General features: G+C 70.2%; 16 protein-coding genes and 1 tRNA gene. 7 read left to right on the top strand and 10 right to left on the bottom strand.

Going from position 1 to position 15,483, the window contains the following annotated elements:
• Nucleotides 1-26 precede the first annotated feature (26 nt).
• The 3 genes from ACLD7X_RS08030 to gcvT all read right to left on the bottom strand — a co-directional run bounded on the left by ACLD7X_RS08030 (nucleotide 27) and on the right by gcvT (nucleotide 4,126).
• A complete protein-coding gene (locus tag ACLD7X_RS08030) occupies nucleotides 27-980 on the bottom strand; it encodes a sigma-70 family RNA polymerase sigma factor (protein ID WP_411423032.1) in 954 nt (317 codons plus the stop codon).
• Between the two features lie 131 nt (nucleotides 981-1,111).
• Nucleotides 1,112-2,932: an aspartate--tRNA ligase gene (gene aspS / locus ACLD7X_RS08035; RefSeq protein WP_411423033.1), complete on the bottom strand. Its 1,821-nt coding sequence runs from the start codon at nucleotides 2,930-2,932 to the stop codon at nucleotides 1,112-1,114.
• A gap of 78 nt (nucleotides 2,933-3,010) precedes the next feature.
• Nucleotides 3,011-4,126, bottom strand: coding sequence for a glycine cleavage system aminomethyltransferase GcvT (gene gcvT / locus ACLD7X_RS08040; protein ID WP_425625128.1), 1,116 nt, complete (start codon nucleotides 4,124-4,126; stop codon nucleotides 3,011-3,013).
• A 168-nt stretch (nucleotides 4,127-4,294) separates the two neighbouring features.
• Between gcvT and ACLD7X_RS08045 the strand changes: the two genes are divergently transcribed.
• Nucleotides 4,295-4,540, top strand: coding sequence for a hypothetical protein (locus tag ACLD7X_RS08045; protein WP_425625127.1), 246 nt, complete (start codon nucleotides 4,295-4,297; stop codon nucleotides 4,538-4,540).
• A gap of 114 nt (nucleotides 4,541-4,654) precedes the next feature.
• Complete coding sequence (locus ACLD7X_RS08050; protein WP_411423034.1) at nucleotides 4,655-5,053, top strand: cyclic nucleotide-binding domain-containing protein; 399 nt, start codon at nucleotides 4,655-4,657, stop codon at nucleotides 5,051-5,053.
• Between the two features lie 27 nt (nucleotides 5,054-5,080).
• On the opposite strand, the gene speB is transcribed toward ACLD7X_RS08050, so the two are convergent.
• Both speB and speE read right to left on the bottom strand, forming a co-directional pair.
• Nucleotides 5,081-5,959, bottom strand: coding sequence for an agmatinase (speB, locus tag ACLD7X_RS08055; RefSeq protein ID WP_411423035.1), 879 nt, complete (start codon nucleotides 5,957-5,959; stop codon nucleotides 5,081-5,083).
• Nucleotides 5,956-6,807: a polyamine aminopropyltransferase gene (gene speE, locus ACLD7X_RS08060; RefSeq protein ID WP_411423036.1), complete on the bottom strand. Its 852-nt coding sequence runs from the start codon at nucleotides 6,805-6,807 to the stop codon at nucleotides 5,956-5,958. Before speE ends, speB begins: the two co-directional genes overlap by 4 nt.
• Nucleotides 6,808-6,901: 94 nt before the next feature.
• Between speE and arfB the strand changes: the two genes are divergently transcribed.
• Nucleotides 6,902-7,354: an alternative ribosome rescue aminoacyl-tRNA hydrolase ArfB gene (arfB, locus tag ACLD7X_RS08065; RefSeq protein ID WP_411423037.1), complete on the top strand. Its 453-nt coding sequence runs from the start codon at nucleotides 6,902-6,904 to the stop codon at nucleotides 7,352-7,354.
• Between the two features lie 17 nt (nucleotides 7,355-7,371).
• Here the strand turns inward: arfB and mazG are convergent, their stop codons facing one another.
• The 3 genes from mazG to ACLD7X_RS08080 are packed head-to-tail and all read right to left on the bottom strand — an operon-like array spanning nucleotide 7,372 to nucleotide 9,752.
• Nucleotides 7,372-8,235, bottom strand: a complete 864-nt coding sequence (mazG, locus tag ACLD7X_RS08070) for a nucleoside triphosphate pyrophosphohydrolase (RefSeq protein ID WP_411423038.1) — start codon at nucleotides 8,233-8,235, stop codon at nucleotides 7,372-7,374.
• 39 nt (nucleotides 8,236-8,274) lie between these two features.
• Nucleotides 8,275-8,766 carry a metal-binding protein gene (locus ACLD7X_RS08075; protein WP_412006752.1) on the bottom strand — a complete coding sequence of 164 codons (492 nt, stop codon included), beginning with the start codon at nucleotides 8,764-8,766 and terminating at the stop codon, nucleotides 8,275-8,277.
• Nucleotides 8,766-9,752, bottom strand: coding sequence for a lysophospholipid acyltransferase family protein (locus tag ACLD7X_RS08080; RefSeq protein ID WP_412006753.1), 987 nt, complete (start codon nucleotides 9,750-9,752; stop codon nucleotides 8,766-8,768). The genes ACLD7X_RS08075 and ACLD7X_RS08080 overlap by 1 nt, the downstream gene beginning before the upstream one ends.
• On the opposite strand from ACLD7X_RS08080, the gene ACLD7X_RS08085 reads away from it, so the two are divergent.
• A tRNA-Val gene (locus tag ACLD7X_RS08085) sits at nucleotides 9,753-9,824 on the top strand.
• Nucleotides 9,825-9,920: 96 nt separating this feature from the next.
• Here ACLD7X_RS08085 and ACLD7X_RS08090 read toward each other — a convergent pair.
• Nucleotides 9,921-10,679 (bottom strand): AhpC/TSA family protein, encoded by a 759-nt coding sequence (locus ACLD7X_RS08090; protein ID WP_411423041.1) that lies wholly within the window; start codon nucleotides 10,677-10,679, stop codon nucleotides 9,921-9,923.
• Between the two features lie 96 nt (nucleotides 10,680-10,775).
• Between ACLD7X_RS08090 and ACLD7X_RS08095 the strand changes: the two genes are divergently transcribed.
• On the top strand, nucleotides 10,776-10,919 hold the full coding sequence (locus tag ACLD7X_RS08095; protein ID WP_411423042.1) for a chlorophyll a/b-binding protein: 144 nt from the start codon (nucleotides 10,776-10,778) through the stop codon (nucleotides 10,917-10,919).
• A 324-nt stretch (nucleotides 10,920-11,243) separates the two neighbouring features.
• Here the strand turns inward: ACLD7X_RS08095 and bicA are convergent, their stop codons facing one another.
• A complete protein-coding gene (gene bicA / locus ACLD7X_RS08100) occupies nucleotides 11,244-12,950 on the bottom strand; it encodes a bicarbonate transporter BicA (protein ID WP_411423043.1) in 1,707 nt (568 codons plus the stop codon).
• Nucleotides 12,951-13,447: 497 nt separating this feature from the next.
• Here bicA and ACLD7X_RS08105 point away from each other — a divergent pair, with 497 nt between their 5' ends.
• Both ACLD7X_RS08105 and ACLD7X_RS08110 read left to right on the top strand, forming a co-directional pair.
• Nucleotides 13,448-14,788 (top strand): cation:proton antiporter, encoded by a 1,341-nt coding sequence (locus tag ACLD7X_RS08105; RefSeq protein WP_411423044.1) that lies wholly within the window; start codon nucleotides 13,448-13,450, stop codon nucleotides 14,786-14,788.
• A gap of 8 nt (nucleotides 14,789-14,796) precedes the next feature.
• Nucleotides 14,797-15,483, top strand: a 687-nt coding sequence (locus tag ACLD7X_RS08110) for a DUF6671 family protein (protein WP_411423045.1), incomplete at its 3' end; no start/stop codon positions are given.

Raw genomic sequence — 15,483 nt, forward strand, 5'->3', positions numbered from 1 at the left:
GTTGTTGTTCGCGGCGAGGGGCCGGATCAGCGTTCGTCCAGGCTCCCCAGGTAGTCCAGCACCCTGCAGCGGTTCTGGGGCTGACGCAGCTTCAGGAGGGCGCGGGATTCGATCTGGCGGATCCGTTCCCGCGAGAGCTGCAGGTTCTCGCCGATCTCCGCCAGGGTGCGGGGCGTGTCGTCGTCGAGCCCGAACCGCTGCCGGATCACCGTGGCCTCCCGGCCGCTGAGCTGCTCCAGCAGTGCCTCGAGGTCGGCATGCAGCTGCTGCCGGGTGAGCTGTTGCTCGGGGGTGGCGTGGCTGTCCTCGAGCAGATCGCCCAGGGCTGTCTCGGTGCTGCCGCCGCTCACCCGTCCCTCCAGGGAGACCGGCCTGGGGATGTGCGTGAGGGTGCGCCGCAGGCGCTCCTCCTCCAGGCCCACCGCCGCCGCCAGCTCCGAGAGGCTGGGGGTTCGGCCGAGCCGGCCCGAGAGCTGGTGCTGGGCCAGCCGGACCCGGTTGATGGTTTCCGTGATGTGCACCGGCAGGCGAATGGTGCGGCTCTGGCTGGCCAGGCCCCGGGTGATCCCCTGGCGGATCCACCAGTAGGCGTAGGTGCTGAACCGGAAGCCCCGGCGCGGGTCGTAGCGTTCCACGGCGCGCTCGAGGCCGAGCGTGCCCTCCTGCACCAGATCCAGCAGGTCGAGACCGCGCCGCTGGTATTTCTTGGCCACGGCCACCACCAGCCGCAGGTTGGCCTGCAGCATCTTCTCCTTGGCGCGGCGGCCGCGGTGAAGGCTCAGCCGCAGTTCCGCCACGCTCAGGCCGCAGCGCTCGGCCCAGCCCGTCAGCTCCCCGTCCCCCTGCTGGAGCAGCAGCCGCTCCCGGGTCTGGACCAGCCGCGCCAGGGTGATCTCCTGCTCCTGGCTGAGCAGCTCAACGCGCCCGATTTCGCGCAGGTACAGCCGCACCGGGTCGTTGGTGGTCGAAGCGTGGGACAAGGGTGAAGGTCGGGGGTGGAGGTCGGGTCACTCCACCGATGGCAGCAGACCTTGCGCCGGGGCCCGATTCACGGCCTTTGCTTTGGTTTTGCGTCAGCGGGCTGTTGCACGGGCTCCGCTGCCGTGCCGGCTTACTCCTCGGCCACCCAGGTGCTGGCCACATGCAGCTCCTCCAGCTGCTGGTCCGCCACCCCGGCGGGGGCCTGGGTCATCAGGCAGCGGGCCTGCTGGGTTTTCGGGAAGGCGATCGTGTCGCGGATCGACTCCTCACCCGCCAGCAGCATCACGATCCGGTCCACGCCATAGGCCAGGCCGCCATGGGGCGGCGCGCCCATGTCGAGGGCCTCCATCAGGAAGCCGAACTGACGCTCGGCCTCCTCCAGCGGCAGGCCGATGGTCTGCAGCACCTGGCGCTGCAGGGCCGAATCGTGGATGCGCAGCGAGCCGCCGCCCAGCTCCAGGCCGTTGAGCACCAGGTCGTAGGCCTGGGCTCGGGCCGTGGGCAGGGTGGTGGCCCAGGCGCCGGGGTCATCGCCCAGGTCGTCCGGGTTGGGGGCGCAGAAGGGATGGTGCAGCGCCTCGAGCCGGTTCTCCCCCGCGTTGAACTCGAACATCGGGAAATCCACCACCCACAGGAAGTTCCAGCGGTCGTTCTCCCGGTCGGGTTTCACCATCCCCAGCTCTCGGGCCAGGAACTGGCGCACCCGGTCCAGCGCCTTGTTCACCGTGGCGGTGTCGCCGGCCCCGAACAGCAGCAGGGTGCCGGGCTCGGCGCCGGTGCGCTGCAGCAGTTCGGCCTTCTTCGCGTCCGTGAGGTTGTCCTTGATGGCGCCGATCGTGTCGATCTCGCCGCCGTCGCGCACGCGGATGAAGGCCAGGCCCCCGGCCCCCGCCGCCTGGGCTTCGCTGAACACATCGCCGCCGGGCTTGATCCGCACGTTGGAGAGGGCCTCGTTGCCGCCGGGCACGGCGATGCACTTCACCGAGCCGCCCGCGGCCACCGCCCCGCTGAACACCTTGAAGCCCATGTCCGCCACCAGGTCGCTCACGTTGGTGAGCTCCATGCCGTAGCGGGTGTCGGGCCGGTCGGTGCCATAGCGCTCCATGGCCTCGTGCCAGGTGAGGCGCGGGAAGGGGCGCGGCAGCTCGACGCCTTTCACCGTGTTCCAGATCGCGGCGATCAGGGCTTCGTTGAGCTCCAGGATCTGCTCCTGGTCCATGAAGCTCATCTCCATGTCCAGCTGGGTGAATTCCGGCTGGCGGTCGGCGCGCAGGTCCTCGTCGCGGAAGCAGCGGGCCACCTGGTAGTAGCGCTCGATGCCGCCCACCATCAGCAGCTGCTTGAACAGCTGGGGCGACTGGGGCAGGGCGAACCACTCGCCGCCGCACACCCGCGAGGGCACCAGGTAGTCGCGGGCGCCCTCGGGGGTGGAGCGGGTGAGCACCGGCGTTTCCACCTCGATGAAGCCCTGCTCCTCGAGGAAGCGGCGGGCCGCCTGGATCGTCTGGGCCCGCAGCCGCAGGTTGCCGTTCATGCGCTCGCGGCGCAGGTCGAGGTAGCGGTGGCGCAGCCGCAGCTCCTCGCGGGTGTTCTCCTCGTCGTGCACCGACACGGGGAAGGGCAGGTTGCCCTTCACGCTGTTCAGCACGGTGATGGCGCTGGCGAGCACCTCCACCGCCCCTGTGGCCAGCTTGGGGTTCAGCGATTCGGCGGGCCTGGCCCGCACCCGCCCCGCCACCTGGATCACGGTTTCATGGCGCAGGTGCTCGGCCACGGCGAAGGCGTCGGCCCCCAGGTCGGGATCCACGGTCACCTGCACCGTGCCGCTGCGGTCGCGCAGGTCGATGAAGATCACCCCGCCGTGGTCGCGGCGCCGGTCCACCCAGCCGCAGAGCTGCACCTCCTGGCCGGTCGTGTCCTGACGCAGGTCGCCGCACCCGTGGCTGCGCATGCTGAGAATCCCTGAGCAATGGGCGATTTTCCCACCCGGCCGGGCCTGCCCCGCGGCCCGGCGGCATCGCTCAGGGCGTCAGCCCCGCCGGTAGAACGGGCGCTTCACCACCACGGCGGGCTCCGCCTTCCCGCGGATCTCCACCGCCAGGTCGGTCCCGAGCCTGGCGGCGGCGGGAGGCACGTAGGCCAGGGCGATCGCCTCGCCCAGGGTGGGTGACCAGGTGCCGCTGGTCACCTCCCCCACCACCTGGCCCTGTTGCAGCACGGGGTAACCATGGCGGGCGATGGCGCGGCCCTGGAGCTTCAGGCCGACCAGGCGGCGCTGCACGCCCTCGGCGGTCTGCTGCTCCAGGCGGGCCCGGCCGACGAAGGCCTTGGGCATCTCCAGGTGCACGAGCCAGCCCAGGCCGGCCTCCAGGGGTGTGGTCTGGCTGTCCATCTCCTGGCCGTAGAGATGCATGGCCGCCTCCAGGCGCAGGGTGTCGCGGGCGCCGAGGCCGCAGGGGGTGACGCCCTCGGCCAGGAGCTGGTCCCACAGGGCGAGGCCCCCCTGGCGGGGAAGCAGCAGTTCGAAGCCGTCCTCGCCGGTGTATCCGGTGCGTCCCACGAAGGCCTGGCAGCCGGCCACGCTCAGCTGCCGGTGGCCGAAGCGCGGCAGATTCCCCAGCGCGGTGTCGCTCAGGGCTTCCAGACGGGCCTGGGCCTCGGGGCCCTGCAGGGCGAGCAGCACGCCGTCACCCTTGCGGTCGGTGATGGCGATGCCGAGGGGCTCGAGCTGGCTGCGGAGCCAGGCGGTGTCGCTGTCGGCGCAGGCGGCGTTGATGACCAGCACCAGTTCGTCGCAGGTCTGCCCGGCCTGATCGGCCTGGCGTCCGCGGTCGTAGACGATCAGGTCATCGCGGATGCCGCCCGCCTCGTTGAGCAGCACCGTGTAGCAGGCTTCGCCGGGACCGATCCGAAAGAGATCGGTGGGCACCAGCCCCTGCAGGGCGTCCTTGGCCCCATCGCCCCGCAGGGTCAGCACGCCCATGTGGGAGATGTCGAAGACCCCGCAGCGCTCGCGCACCGCCTGGTGCTCGGCTACCAGGCCGGAGAACTGCACCGGCATCTCCCAGCCGGCGAAGGGCACGAGCCGGCCACCCGCGGCCCGGATGGCGTCGTGGAGGGGAGTGCGCAGCAGATCCACGGCCAGAGGTTCGGGATCCCGAGGTTATGGCGGTGCCAGGACCGGCGGGGCCAGGTCGCTGTCTCGATCTGTTGCGGCCCCCTGCTGACCTGCGAAGAGAATCCGGAGATTCGGATTCCTCGACTGCACGCTGGGCTTGGTCCCCCTAGTTTGAGCGGCCTGGAGGTCGTGTGGATGGGTCATCGCCCGAGTTGCCGCAGTTGCCGCCATTGCTGCGCGCCCCAGGGTGAGCAGATGGGCTGGTGCATGATGCGGCGGCTTCCCATCCATCCCGAACTCGCTGCGGAGCTGTGGTGCCACCACTGGTCGGCCCGCTCACCCCGGTTGCCCCAGACCGTCGCCCAGGATCCGGGAACGGTGTGTGCCGTTCCCCAGACGACCCGCCAGCTCAGCCTCGAGGCGGTGCTGCCCCAGTTCTGAGCCCAGCCGCCGGGTGGGGCGCGCTGCGTCTTTGGGTATCTGCAACACAAAATCCTGGCACTCCGGGGATGTAAGACAGAAGTGACACCTGGTTGCCACAGGAGGTGACTGGACTTGATCGGAACCGCGACGCGCACCACGCCCATCGAGCTGATGTCGGCCCATGTGGACTGTGAGGTGGTGACCCTGCCCACCGGGGCCAAGGTGTACCGGCACGGAGCCCCCGCCGACTCGATCTACGCCGTCAGGCGGGGGATCGTCGAGCTGCTCGGAGCCACCCGGGAAACCCTGTGTTATCGGTCCGGGGAACTGTTCAGCTACCAGGACATCGTCTGGGGTGACGGCACCCACCACAGCGATGCCCTGGCCCGCACGCCGGTGGAAATTCTGCGGCTCGATCGTCTCCGCTTCCTCAACCTGCTCCACAACCACCCGACCCTGGCCGTGCAGCTGATCAGTCAGCAGCATGTCCGCCTGCGGGAACAGCGCACCAGCGGCACCTGCTGCTACTGAGTTCGGAGCCTCAGCGGCCCAGCAGTCTCAGCGGCCCAGCAGCAGCAGGAGGCTGCGCGTCACCTTGGCGGCCAGCACGCTGCTCACGCCGGTGGGGTCGAGCTGGGGGGCCAGTTCCACCACATCCGCCGCGACCAGGTCGTGGTGGCGCAGCTCATTCACCAGGGCCGCGAAGTCCGGCCAGTGGAAGCCACCGGGCTCGGGGGTGCCGGTGCCGGCCATCACCGCCGGATCGAACCAGTCGAGATCCACGGTGAGATAGATGGGCCGGCCCCGCAGCGGCCCCAGGGCCTCCGCCATGCGCTCGATCGCCACCAGCCGTCCGCTCTGGCGCAGCTCGCTGAACTCCTCCCGGGTGCCGCTGCGGATCGCGATCTGCAGCAGCTGCTGGCTCGGCAGCACCTCCAGGCACCGCCGCATGGCGCAGGCATGGCTGTGGTGGGCACCGAGCCAGCTCGAGCGCAGATCGGCATGGGCGTCCAGCTGCACCAGCACCAGCTCGGGGTGGCGCTGGGCCACCGCCGCCACGGCGCCGGAGCTGATCGAGTGCTCGCCGCCGAGCATCAGCGGCCGCAGCCCCTGCGCCAGCACGCGCGCGGTCGCCTGGCGCACGGCCTCCACCACGGGTTCGGGGTCGCCGAAGGGAATGGCCAGGGCGCCCAGATCCGCGAAGGCCAGATCCTCCAGGTCCCGATCCAGCTGGGGGCAGTAGGTCTCCAGGCCGCTGCTCACCTCCCGGATCGCTGCCGGTCCGAAGCGGGTGCCGGGACGGAAGGAGGTGGTGCCGTCGTAGGGCACGCCGAACAGGGCCACCCGGCAGCCGCCGGGATCGCGGCGGCTGGCCATGTAGATGGCTCCGTCGGTGTCGAAGAGCTCGGCCATGCTGGGATTCATGGTCGGCTTCATCGGTTGAGGTCGCGCTCGATCGCGGCGGGCACGGCCTCGAAGGCCCCCCGCTGCCAGCGGGGACTCCAGATCTCACAACCGTCGGCGACGACAGCGGCACGCACGGAATCGGGCTCGAGGTAGCGGCGGCCGTCCGGGGCGGCGAAGGTCCAGCTCCACCAGCCGCTGGGGTACATGGGCACCCAGCCGTACATCGGGTCGGCGTGGCCGAACACCTCCCGCAGCAGCCGCACCATGGCCAGATGCACCTCCCGGAAGGCCTCGGGGGATTCGCTCTGGGTGGCGAACACGCCACCGGGTCGCAGCAGGCGGCGGCAGTGCTCGAAGAAGGCCCGGTTGAACAGCCCCTCGGCCGGTCCGGCCGGATCGGAGCCGTCCACGATCACCACGTCATAGCTGGCATCCGGAGCGTTGGCGGCCCAGGCGATCCCATCGCCCACCGTCAGGTGGAAGCGAGGGTCGCTCCAGCAGCCGCCACCGATCGTGGGCAGGTGCTGCTGGCTCCACTCCACGACCAGACCATCGATCTCCACCATGTCCAGATGGCGCACCCCGGGGTGGCGCAGGCATTCCCGCGCCGTCCCCCCGTCGCCCCCGCCGATCACCAGCACCCGCTCGACCGCCGCGGCACTGCAGAGGGCCGGATGCACCAGGCATTCGTGGTAGTGCCGTTCCTGCCGCTCGGCCGTCATCCAGCAGCCATCGAGCAGCAGGCCCTTGCCGTAGCGCTCGCTCTCGATGATGGTCACCGTCTGGAACGGCGAGGCCTGTTCGGCGATCACCCGGCCGGCCAGGCCGTAGCGCACGCCCTCGAAGACCTCGTCGATCCAGCCTGGGGGGTTGGCCATGGCCCGGGGGAGATGGTCGAACGCTGTCTCCGTACGGTTGCACAGTCCGGGTCCGGCCCCTGCGGTTCCGTTCCGTCCATGGCAGGCTCAGGGCATGGCCTCCGACCAGCCCAGCGGCGATCTGCGCATTACAGCGGCGGTGCGGATCCCGGCCGCGGAACTGCGCTGGCGCTTCTCGCGCGCTTCAGGCCCGGGGGGACAGAACGTCAACACCACCGACTCCCGCGTCGACCTGATGTTTGACCTGGCCGCTTCGGCGGCACTGCCGGAGGCCCTCAGGGCCCGGGCGCTGGAACGGCTGGCGCCGCGCCTGGTGGAGGGAGCCGTGGTGATCACCGCCCGCGAGCATCGCTCCCAGTGGCAGAACCGGGTGGCGGCCCAGCGGCGGCTGGTGGCCCTGCTGCAGCAGGCCCTGCAACCGCCACCGCCGCCCCGACGCCGCACCCGTCCGACCCGCGGATCGGTGGAGCGCCGGCTGGACTCGAAGCGGCAGCGCAGCGCCCTCAAGAGCCGGCGAAGCTCCCGGGTGCCGGTCCCGGAGGGCTGAGCCTGGCGGGCCCTCCCCTAGGCGGTGGGATCAGCCCCGGGCTGTTCAGCCTGGGCCTCGGCCCGGATCGCGGCCTTGGCCTGCTGCCAGTGCTGCTCCAGCTCGCGGATGCTCCGGCCCTGGAGATCGCCCCCCAGGGCGGCCTCGACGCGCGAGAAGCGTTCCAGGAACCGCCGGTTCGTGCCGGCGAGGCCCTCCTCCGGATCGAGGCCGCACCAGCGGGCCACGTTCACCAGGGTGAAGAGCACATCGCCGAGTTCCTCCTGGGCGTGAACCCTGTCGCCGCTGGCCACGGCCTCCTTGAGCTCCTCGAGCTCCTCGTGCACCTTCTCCCACACCCCCGCCATGGCCTCCCACTCGAAGCCGGCCGCGGCGGCCTTGCGGGAGATGGTCATGGCCCCGGCCAGGGCGGGCTGACCGCGCACCTTGCCGGCCAGCCGGTCGCTGAGGGGGGACGGGAGCGGGTCGGCCGCGGCGCTCCCCTGACGCTCGGCGGCCTCCTGGGCCTTGATCGCCTCCCAGCTGGCCTTCACCGCCGCACTGTCGGTGGCCTCGGCACCGGCGAACACATGGGGATGGCGCCGCACCAGCTTGGCGCCGAGGCCTTCGGCGATGCCCTTGAGATCAAAGCGGCGCTCCTCGGCCGCGATCTGGGCATGCAGCACCACCTGGAGCAGCAGGTCGCCGAGCTCTTCGGCGAGGTGGCGGTCGTCGCCGCGGCGGATGGCATCGGCCACCTCGTGGGCCTCCTCCAGCACGTAGGGCACCAGGGAGGCGTGGGTCTGCTCCAGATCCCAGGGGCAGCCGCCCTCGGGATCCCGCAGGCGGGCCACCACGGCGATCAGGTCCGCCAGGGCGGCCAGGGTGGGGTCGGAGACCATGGGCGCGGGTTCAGGGCTGGGCAGGTTCAGGGCTGGGCATCAGCGGCGGCGCCGCGATCGGGGCCAGCGCGGCATCGGGTCGCCATCCTGGATCAGGTGGAGCCAGCTGCTGGCCTCCACGCCCACCAGGGCGCTGACGATCGGTCCGCGCTGGTGCTGCCAGAGGTTCCCGGCCCAGCCGATCCACACGGAAGGCGCCGGGGTACCGAGGGGGGTGAGGGCCGCCGAGCCGGCCAGCACGAGGACGGCGAGATAGGCCAGGCGCACCGCCGTGCCCAGCAGTGGACTGTGGGAGAACAGCGAGCGGTGGGGGAGGACCTTGCGGTACGGCCACCACAGCCAGCCCAGGGGGCCCCAGCGACGGGTCGCGTTGGAGCGGGTGTCGAGGTCGGGCGAGAGCCAGAGCCCGCCCAGCAGGAATCCCGCTCCGGCGCACAGCACCCCCACCGGACCGAGGGCCGGTCCCCACAGCAGCCCGAAGGGCAGGGCGAGCAGGCCGGTGGCCCGGTCGTGGTGGCGGCCGCTGGCCATCAGCCGCTCCTGCCCAGGCTCCGGGCGGCCGGCGGGGGCAGCCGCCGGCATGGCGAGCCGCTGCCGTCGCCCTCCCGCCAGCGGCGGTTGATCCAGTAGTACTGGTCGGCATAGGCCTGGATCCAGGCTTCGTGCCAGCGCGCCACCGCCCCCGCCTGCTCCGCGAGGCCGTGGGGACCACTCCCGGGCCGGATGGGTTCGCCGCAGATCAGCCGGAAGGTGCCGTCGTCCTCGCGGACATGGGCCACCGGGAAGAGGGGGGCGCCGGTCTTCTGGGACAGGGCCACCGGGCCAGTGGCGAACTTGGTGCTGAGCCCCAGAAAGTCGACCACCAGGTCGCTGCGGTGGCTGTAGAGATCGGTCATCACCACCAGGCCGCAGCCGTCACGCAGGCTCTGCAGGATGCCGCGGGCATCGAACTGGGAGATCCAGCGGCAGTGGTTGTCGGCGCTGCGGGCGGCGTTCAGCAGCTCGTCGGCGCGGGGGTTGTGGGCCGGCCGGTAGATCACCGCCAGGTTGTCGAGGCGCTGGCTCAGCCAGCGCAGGCCCAGGTCCCAGCAGCCCAGGTGCAACGAGCCGATGATCACGCCCTGGCCCTGGCGCTGGCAGGCCAGCAGCTCGGCCAGGCCGGCACCCTCGGCCGTGATCCGGGCATCGGCGACCGGCTGGATGATCGATTCCAGGCAGGAGAGGAAGAAGCTCTCCAGCGACAGGCGGGCCAGAAGTTGCCTTTGCTGATCGCTGAGCTGGTCGCCGTACACCCGCTCGAGGTTCGTGGTGGCCGTGCTCAGGCGTCTGGCAAGGGCAGGCCGGGCCAGCCCGATGGCCAGATGGATGCCCCGCCGCATCGTGGCGTGGCGGCGACCGCGCAGCAGGGCCAGCAGCAGCCGCACCCCCAGGGCCTCGATGCGCCAGCGCAGCCGCTGCCACGCCGACGGGGGACGCCGTCGGCGACGCCTTCGTACCTGCGGTAGCGTCGTGCCCACGCGCGATTAGCTCAGCGGTAGAGCGCCTGCCTTACAAGCAGGATGTCGCTGGTTCGAACCCGGCATCGCGCATGGGCAAGGGTCGTGCTGAGGCAGGGATCCGGGGTGGAGGGCCATCAGGCGGCTGCACGGGTTGGGCTGGAGTATCCGCGAGACCACGGCTGCGGTTCAACCCAGGTAGGGATCCAGGAATCGGAGCGGCTCGCGCATCGTGGCCGAGAACCCCAGCAGTCCACGATCCCTGTGGACATAGAGCAGCGAGTCGTCAGCGTCGAGCAGGAAGGTGCCTCCCCGCTGGGTGAGGAAGTCGTCGCGGGGGACGTAGGTGCCCCAGTGCCCGAGCACTTCGCCCATGTTGCGCAGCCGGATGGTGGCCAGCTCGAACGGCCGCAGAAACCCCCTCCCTCCCGCGAGGGCGAACAGCGATCCCTGCAGCGGCGGCAACGGCGGGGCATGGATCACCGCCTCCTCGGCGATGCGCTGCGGCGCCTGTCGATCACCGGTGTAGCCGCGCAGCACCTCCGGGAGCGTGCCGGGCGAGCCCAGGCCCGCGCACATCAGCAGCAGGTTGCCCCACGCTCCGATCGGCAGCTGCAGCCCCGCATAGAGCCCAAGGGAGCGATGCAGGGCCGCATCCGGCACCGCCTGCAGCCGCTCCAGCGGCAGCGCGGTGAAGGCGCAGAAGCGCTGCCGGCCCGCCTCTGCCCCGATGCCGAAGGCCAGCAGGTTGATCCCGGCCGCCTCGAGCCGGGGCAGCCAGGCCGCCAGGGCCTGGGCGTACTCCAGGCTGTCGAAATCCCCCAGCTGCCCCCACACCACCACCAGGCGGCGCCGGCCCGTGCCCATGCCCTCGTGGCTGCCCAGCACCTCCAGCAGGGCTGGAGGTGCTGCGGCCGGAGGCTGGCCGATGCCGGGCGCGGGGGGCATCTACGTGGGAGCAGGACCGGGAGCCTCCAGCATGGCCGGGACCCGGCAACACGCCGTTGCACTCTGTTACAGTCTCCTTAACAAAACGCAACGCTCATGACGGACTCCACCAGCCGCTTCGGCTTCAGTTCCTTCGCCGAGACCTGGAATGGCCGCCTGGCCATGCTCGGCTTCGTGATCGGCCTGGCCACCGAGCTGCTCACAGGCCAGAGCATCCTGTCCCAGCTCGGCCTGGGTTGAGCGACATGACCACCGATTTCACCGCGGCCCTCGCCGCTCTCTTCGTCCTCACGGTGGTGCTCACCGCCATGGTGGCCTTCGTGCTCTCCCGCCCCAGCGACCTTTCGCCCAGCTCCCGATGATCGCCGCTCTCGCTCTCGTGCTGATCGTGGCCTGGATGGCCGGCGCCCTGCTCCAGCCCGACCTCGCCAGCTGATCTCCCCCTCCGTCCCCTCCATCCACCTGCGTCATGGCCAACACCCCGGCAGACGACAGGTGGGTTCAGGGCGCTGCCACGAATGCTTCTGAGCCCCTGTCCCTGGGCTGAACCCAGGGCGGTTTCACTCAGGCGACGGTGTTCAACGCCTGCTGCAGCGCCTCGGAGCGGCTGAGGCTGGCGTTCTCCGGCGGCAGCTTGGCGAACAGGCCGAGCTTCTCGAGCCGTTGGCGCGTGGTGCCTGTGGCGCCGACGACGAACACCTGGCGGCCCTTCTCGATGGCTTCCTCGACGGCGTTCTCCACCGCCAGGGCGGCGGTGACCCCGAGGTGGGACACCTCACTGAGATCGAACACCACGGCCTTGCAGTCGCCGATGGCGTTGTGCTCGCGGCCGATGGCCTTGGCCACCCCGAAGATCATGGCGCCGGTGAGCTGGAAGAGCAGCACCTGGCCCTGGCCCTGATCGAGCAGGCGCTTCTCCTCGGGTTCGAGCAGCAGGTCGCCATCGCCGGTGGAGACCGACTTGACGGCCCTGCTCTGCAGGGCGCTCATCTTGTCGATGGTGAGGATGTTGGCGATGAACACGCCGATGCCCACGGCGGCGATCAGGTCGACCAGCACGGTGAGGGCGATCACCAGGTACATGATCAGCGCGCCGGTGATCGAGATGCGGTGGGCGCGCTTGAGGAAGCTCCAGTCGACGATGTCGAAGCCGACCTTGAGGGCGATGCCGGCGAGGACGGCCTGGGGGATTTGGGCGGCGAGGCGACCGCCCACCAGGATCACCAGCATGAGGATGAGGGCGCGGCTGAGGCCGGAGAGGGCGCTGCGGCCGCCGGCCTGGATGTTGACCACGGTGCCCATGGTGGCGCCGGCGCCGGCGAGCCCCCCGAAGAGTCCGGAGACGAGGTTGCCGAGGCCCTGACCGATCAGTTCCTTGTTGGAGTCGTGCTCGGTGCGGGTGATGCTGTCGGCGATCACGGCGGTGAGCAGGGCGTCGATGCAGCCGAGCATGCCCAGCACAACGCCATCGATGAGCATCAGCTGGAGCTGGGGCAGCGCGAAGTGGGGCGTCACCAGATGGGGGAAGCCTGAGGCGATCGCGCCGATGCGGCGGATGCCCTCCACCTCGGCGGAGGCATCGGCGCCGCGCAGCAGGGTGAGCGAGAGGATCGTGCCGGCGATCAGGGCGATCAGCTGGGGCGGGGCGACCTTCTTGATGCGGGCCGGCGTGAACCAGAGGATGGCCAGGGTGACCAGGGCCAGGGTCACTTCCGCCGGTCGGGCACCGGCGATCAGGCCCGGCAGGTTGGTGAGGGTGCCGAGCACGCCGCCCCTGGGGATGGCCTGGCCGAGGAACGGTCCGAGCTGCAGCACCATCAGGATGATGCCGATGCCGCTCATGAAGCCCGAGATCACCGTGTAGGGCATCTGGGTGATGTAGCGGCCGAGGCGCAGCACCCCGAACAGGATCTGGAACACCCCGGCCAGCATCACCACGGTGAAGGCCATGGCCAGGCCGGTCTCCCGGTCGGGGGCCTGGCCGATCAGGCTGGCGATGACGGCGGTCATCACCACGGTCATCGGGCCGGTGGGCTCGGAGATGAGGGTGGGGGTGCCGCCGAAGAGGGCGGCGAAGAGGCCCACCAGCACGGCGCCCCAGAGGCCGGCGGCGGCACCGGCGCCGGAGGCGACCCCGAAGGCCAGGGCCATCGGCAGGGCGATCACCGCCGCGGTGACGCCGCCGAACAGGTCGCCCCTGATGTGGCTGCTGCTGAAGTGGTTCAGCAGGCGGAAGGCAGGTCGCCCGGGTGGCGCCGTCACTGTGGCCATCGCTACATCGTGGCGTGTTGGGCGGAACCTTAAGGGGTGGGATGGGCGTCTTGCCCCTGTGAGGCCGTCTTTCGGCTAAGGCCTGATGAGAATCGCAAGGATGGGGCGCTCGCCTCAATGCGGAGGCCGAAGGGCCCAGAAAATCCAGGGGCTGCGTTAAACCTTGGGCTCGGCAATCCGCAGGCCTGGCTGTGGTGTTACTTGTTGTTTTGCTGGCATTCTGGTTGGCCCTTCGTGTGCTCTTGGTCCTCGGTCAGGTGTCCCGGCACAGTCCGGAAGCCAGTCTGGCCAGGGATTTCCAGCGGGAGCTGCGCCACAGGGGGTTGATCGACTGGCGCTGGTCAGGTTCCGCGGGGGACTGACTGCCGGAGCTGGGCGAGCCGATTGATCACCTGTGCTGATTGCAGGCATCACGGGCTCCACTGGTTCCCGATGTGTTCAGGGCAACAGATCGGCCCCAATCCCACCTAAAACTCCTTGCACACCTTCCGCACCTGATGGATCCCTTGCCCGCGCTGCTGATGGAAGTCGGCAGCCACCAGGTTGAAGTGGCCGAGACCCTGATAGGGGTCGGTCGTTTTCTTGTGATTTTCGTGGCGGCGCGCGCCATGGCCGAGCTGATGGTGCGCCTGCAGCTGCCCACCATCCTCGGGGAACTGGTGGCCGGGGTTCTGATCGGCGCCTCCGGCCTGCATCTGGTTCTCCCTCCTGAGGCTCAGACCCAGCTCAGCTCCGCCGTTCTGGGGCTGGTCGGCTCCCTGGCGGATGTCACCCCGGACACGGTGGCCTCGATCTACCGCGAAACCTTTCCCAGCCTGGAGGCCGTGTCGCAGATCGGGCTCTTCGCCCTGCTCTTTCTCACAGGGCTGGAAAGTGAACTCGACGAGCTGGTGGCGGTGGGGGTGCAGGCGAGCACGGTGGCCTTCACCGGCGTGGTGCTGCCCTTTGCGCTCGGTACCGCAGGGCTCTACTTCATCTTCCATGTGCCCTTGATCCCGGCGGTGTTCGCCGGCGCCGCCATGACGGCCACCTCGATCGGGATCACGGCCAGTGTGTTCGGGGAGTTGCAGTGGCTCAAGCGCAAGGAGGGCCAGATCGTGATCGGCGCGGCCGTGCTGGACGACATCCTCGGCATCGTGATTCTGGCGGTGGTGGTCTCCCTCGCCGGGGGTGGTGCCTTCACGATTGGTCCGATTCTCAAGCTCTGCGCCGCGGCGCTGGTGTTCGTGGCGGCGGCGCTGTTCCTCAGCCGCACCGCGGCGCCCGGGTTCGACTGGGTGGTGGACCGCCTCAAGGCTCCCGGCGATGTGGCCGTGGCCAGTTTCGTGGTGCTGACGCTCAGCTGTTTTGCGGCCCAGGCCATCGGTCTGGAGGCAGCCCTCGGGGCCTTTGCGGCCGGGTTGATCCTCAGTGCCTCGAAGCACACCCACGACATCGACACAGCGGTCAAGCCCCTGGTGGCCCTGTTCGCCACCGTGTTCTTTGTGCTGATCGGCACCGGCATGGATCTGTCCGTGCTCAACCCCTTCGACCCCGCCAACCGGGAAGGCCTGATCGTGGCCGTGTTTCTCCTGGTGGTGGCCGTGGCGGGCAAGGTGGCGGCGGGTTGGTGCTACACCAGCAAGGAACCCACCAACCGCCTGGTGGTCGGGCTGGGCATGATGCCCCGTGGTGAAGTCGGTCTGATCTTTCTGGGCCTCGGCACCCAGGCCGGCATCCTCACCCCCGCGCTGGAGGCAGCGATTCTGCTGATGGTGATCGGCACCACCTTCCTGGCTCCGATCCTGCTGCGGGTGGTGATCGGCACCAAGCAGGCCCCCGTCCCCCAACCCTCCTGAGCCCCGGGATGGCGCCGGCGTCTCCCTATGCCGGATGCAGGGTCTGCCTCACCACGCTCCACGGCAAGGAGCGGGTGCTGGCCAGGCCCTTTTTTCATGGGCTCGGGGCTGAGCTGCTCGTGGCCGGCTGCGACACCGACCAGCTCGGCAGCTTCAGCGGTGAGATCGAGCGGCTGGCCGACCCTCTGACCACCTGCCGCCGCAAGGCTGCGCTCGGACTGGCCGCCACCGGGCTCCCGCTGGGCCTCGCCAGTGAGGGGAGCTTCGGGCCCCATCCCGCCGTGCCCTTCCTGCCGGTGGGCCAGGAGGTGCTCGTGTTCATCGACCTGGAGCGCGAGCTCACCGTGGTGGAACAGCGGCTGGAGCTGCGCACCACCTTCGCCAGCCGCACGGTTCGGCCGGCCGAGCTCTCCAGCGCCGCCTTCACGGCCTGGCTGCACCAGGTGCGCTTCCCGAGCCATGCCCTGATCGCCCGGCCGGCCCAGCCCAGTCCGCGCGCTGCCAGGCTCTGCATCAAGGCCATTCGCAGCCGGGCTGATCTGGAGGGGGCCCTGGGCCACTGCGCTGCCGCTTCGGACGATGGCGCGGTGCTGGTGGAAACCGACATGCGGGCCCATTGCAATCCCACCCGGATGGCCAGCATCCGACGGTTGGGATTCCAGCTCGTGCGGCGGCTTCGAGAGCTGTGCCCAGCC

The sequence above is a fragment of the Aphanothece microscopica RSMan92 genome (genome assembly GCF_046613545.2).
Lineage (GTDB): Bacteria > Cyanobacteriota > Cyanobacteriia > PCC-6307 > Cyanobiaceae > NIES-981.

Bases quoted from the DNA above. Each gene is read 5' to 3' on its own strand.
- aspS (WP_411423033.1), bottom strand. From the start codon at position 2,932: ATGCGCAGCCACGGGTGCGGCGACCTGCGTCAGGACACGACCGGCCAG.
- ACLD7X_RS08045 (WP_425625127.1), top strand. From the start codon at position 4,295: ATGGGTCATCGCCCGAGTTGCCGCAGTTGCCGCCATTGCTGCGCGCCC.
- speB (WP_411423035.1), bottom strand. From the start codon at position 5,959: ATGAAGCCGACCATGAATCCCAGCATGGCCGAGCTCTTCGACACCGAC.
- speE (WP_411423036.1), bottom strand. From the start codon at position 6,807: ATGGCCAACCCCCCAGGCTGGATCGACGAGGTCTTCGAGGGCGTGCGC.
- arfB (WP_411423037.1), top strand. From the start codon at position 6,902: ATGGCCTCCGACCAGCCCAGCGGCGATCTGCGCATTACAGCGGCGGTG.
- mazG (WP_411423038.1), bottom strand. From the start codon at position 8,235: ATGGTCTCCGACCCCACCCTGGCCGCCCTGGCGGACCTGATCGCCGTG.
- ACLD7X_RS08075 (WP_412006752.1), bottom strand. From the start codon at position 8,766: ATGGCCAGCGGCCGCCACCACGACCGGGCCACCGGCCTGCTCGCCCTG.
- ACLD7X_RS08090 (WP_411423041.1), bottom strand. From the start codon at position 10,679: ATGCCCCCCGCGCCCGGCATCGGCCAGCCTCCGGCCGCAGCACCTCCA.
- ACLD7X_RS08095 (WP_411423042.1), top strand. From the start codon at position 10,776: ATGACGGACTCCACCAGCCGCTTCGGCTTCAGTTCCTTCGCCGAGACC.
- bicA (WP_411423043.1), bottom strand. From the start codon at position 12,950: ATGGCCACAGTGACGGCGCCACCCGGGCGACCTGCCTTCCGCCTGCTG.
- ACLD7X_RS08105 (WP_411423044.1), top strand. From the start codon at position 13,448: ATGGATCCCTTGCCCGCGCTGCTGATGGAAGTCGGCAGCCACCAGGTT.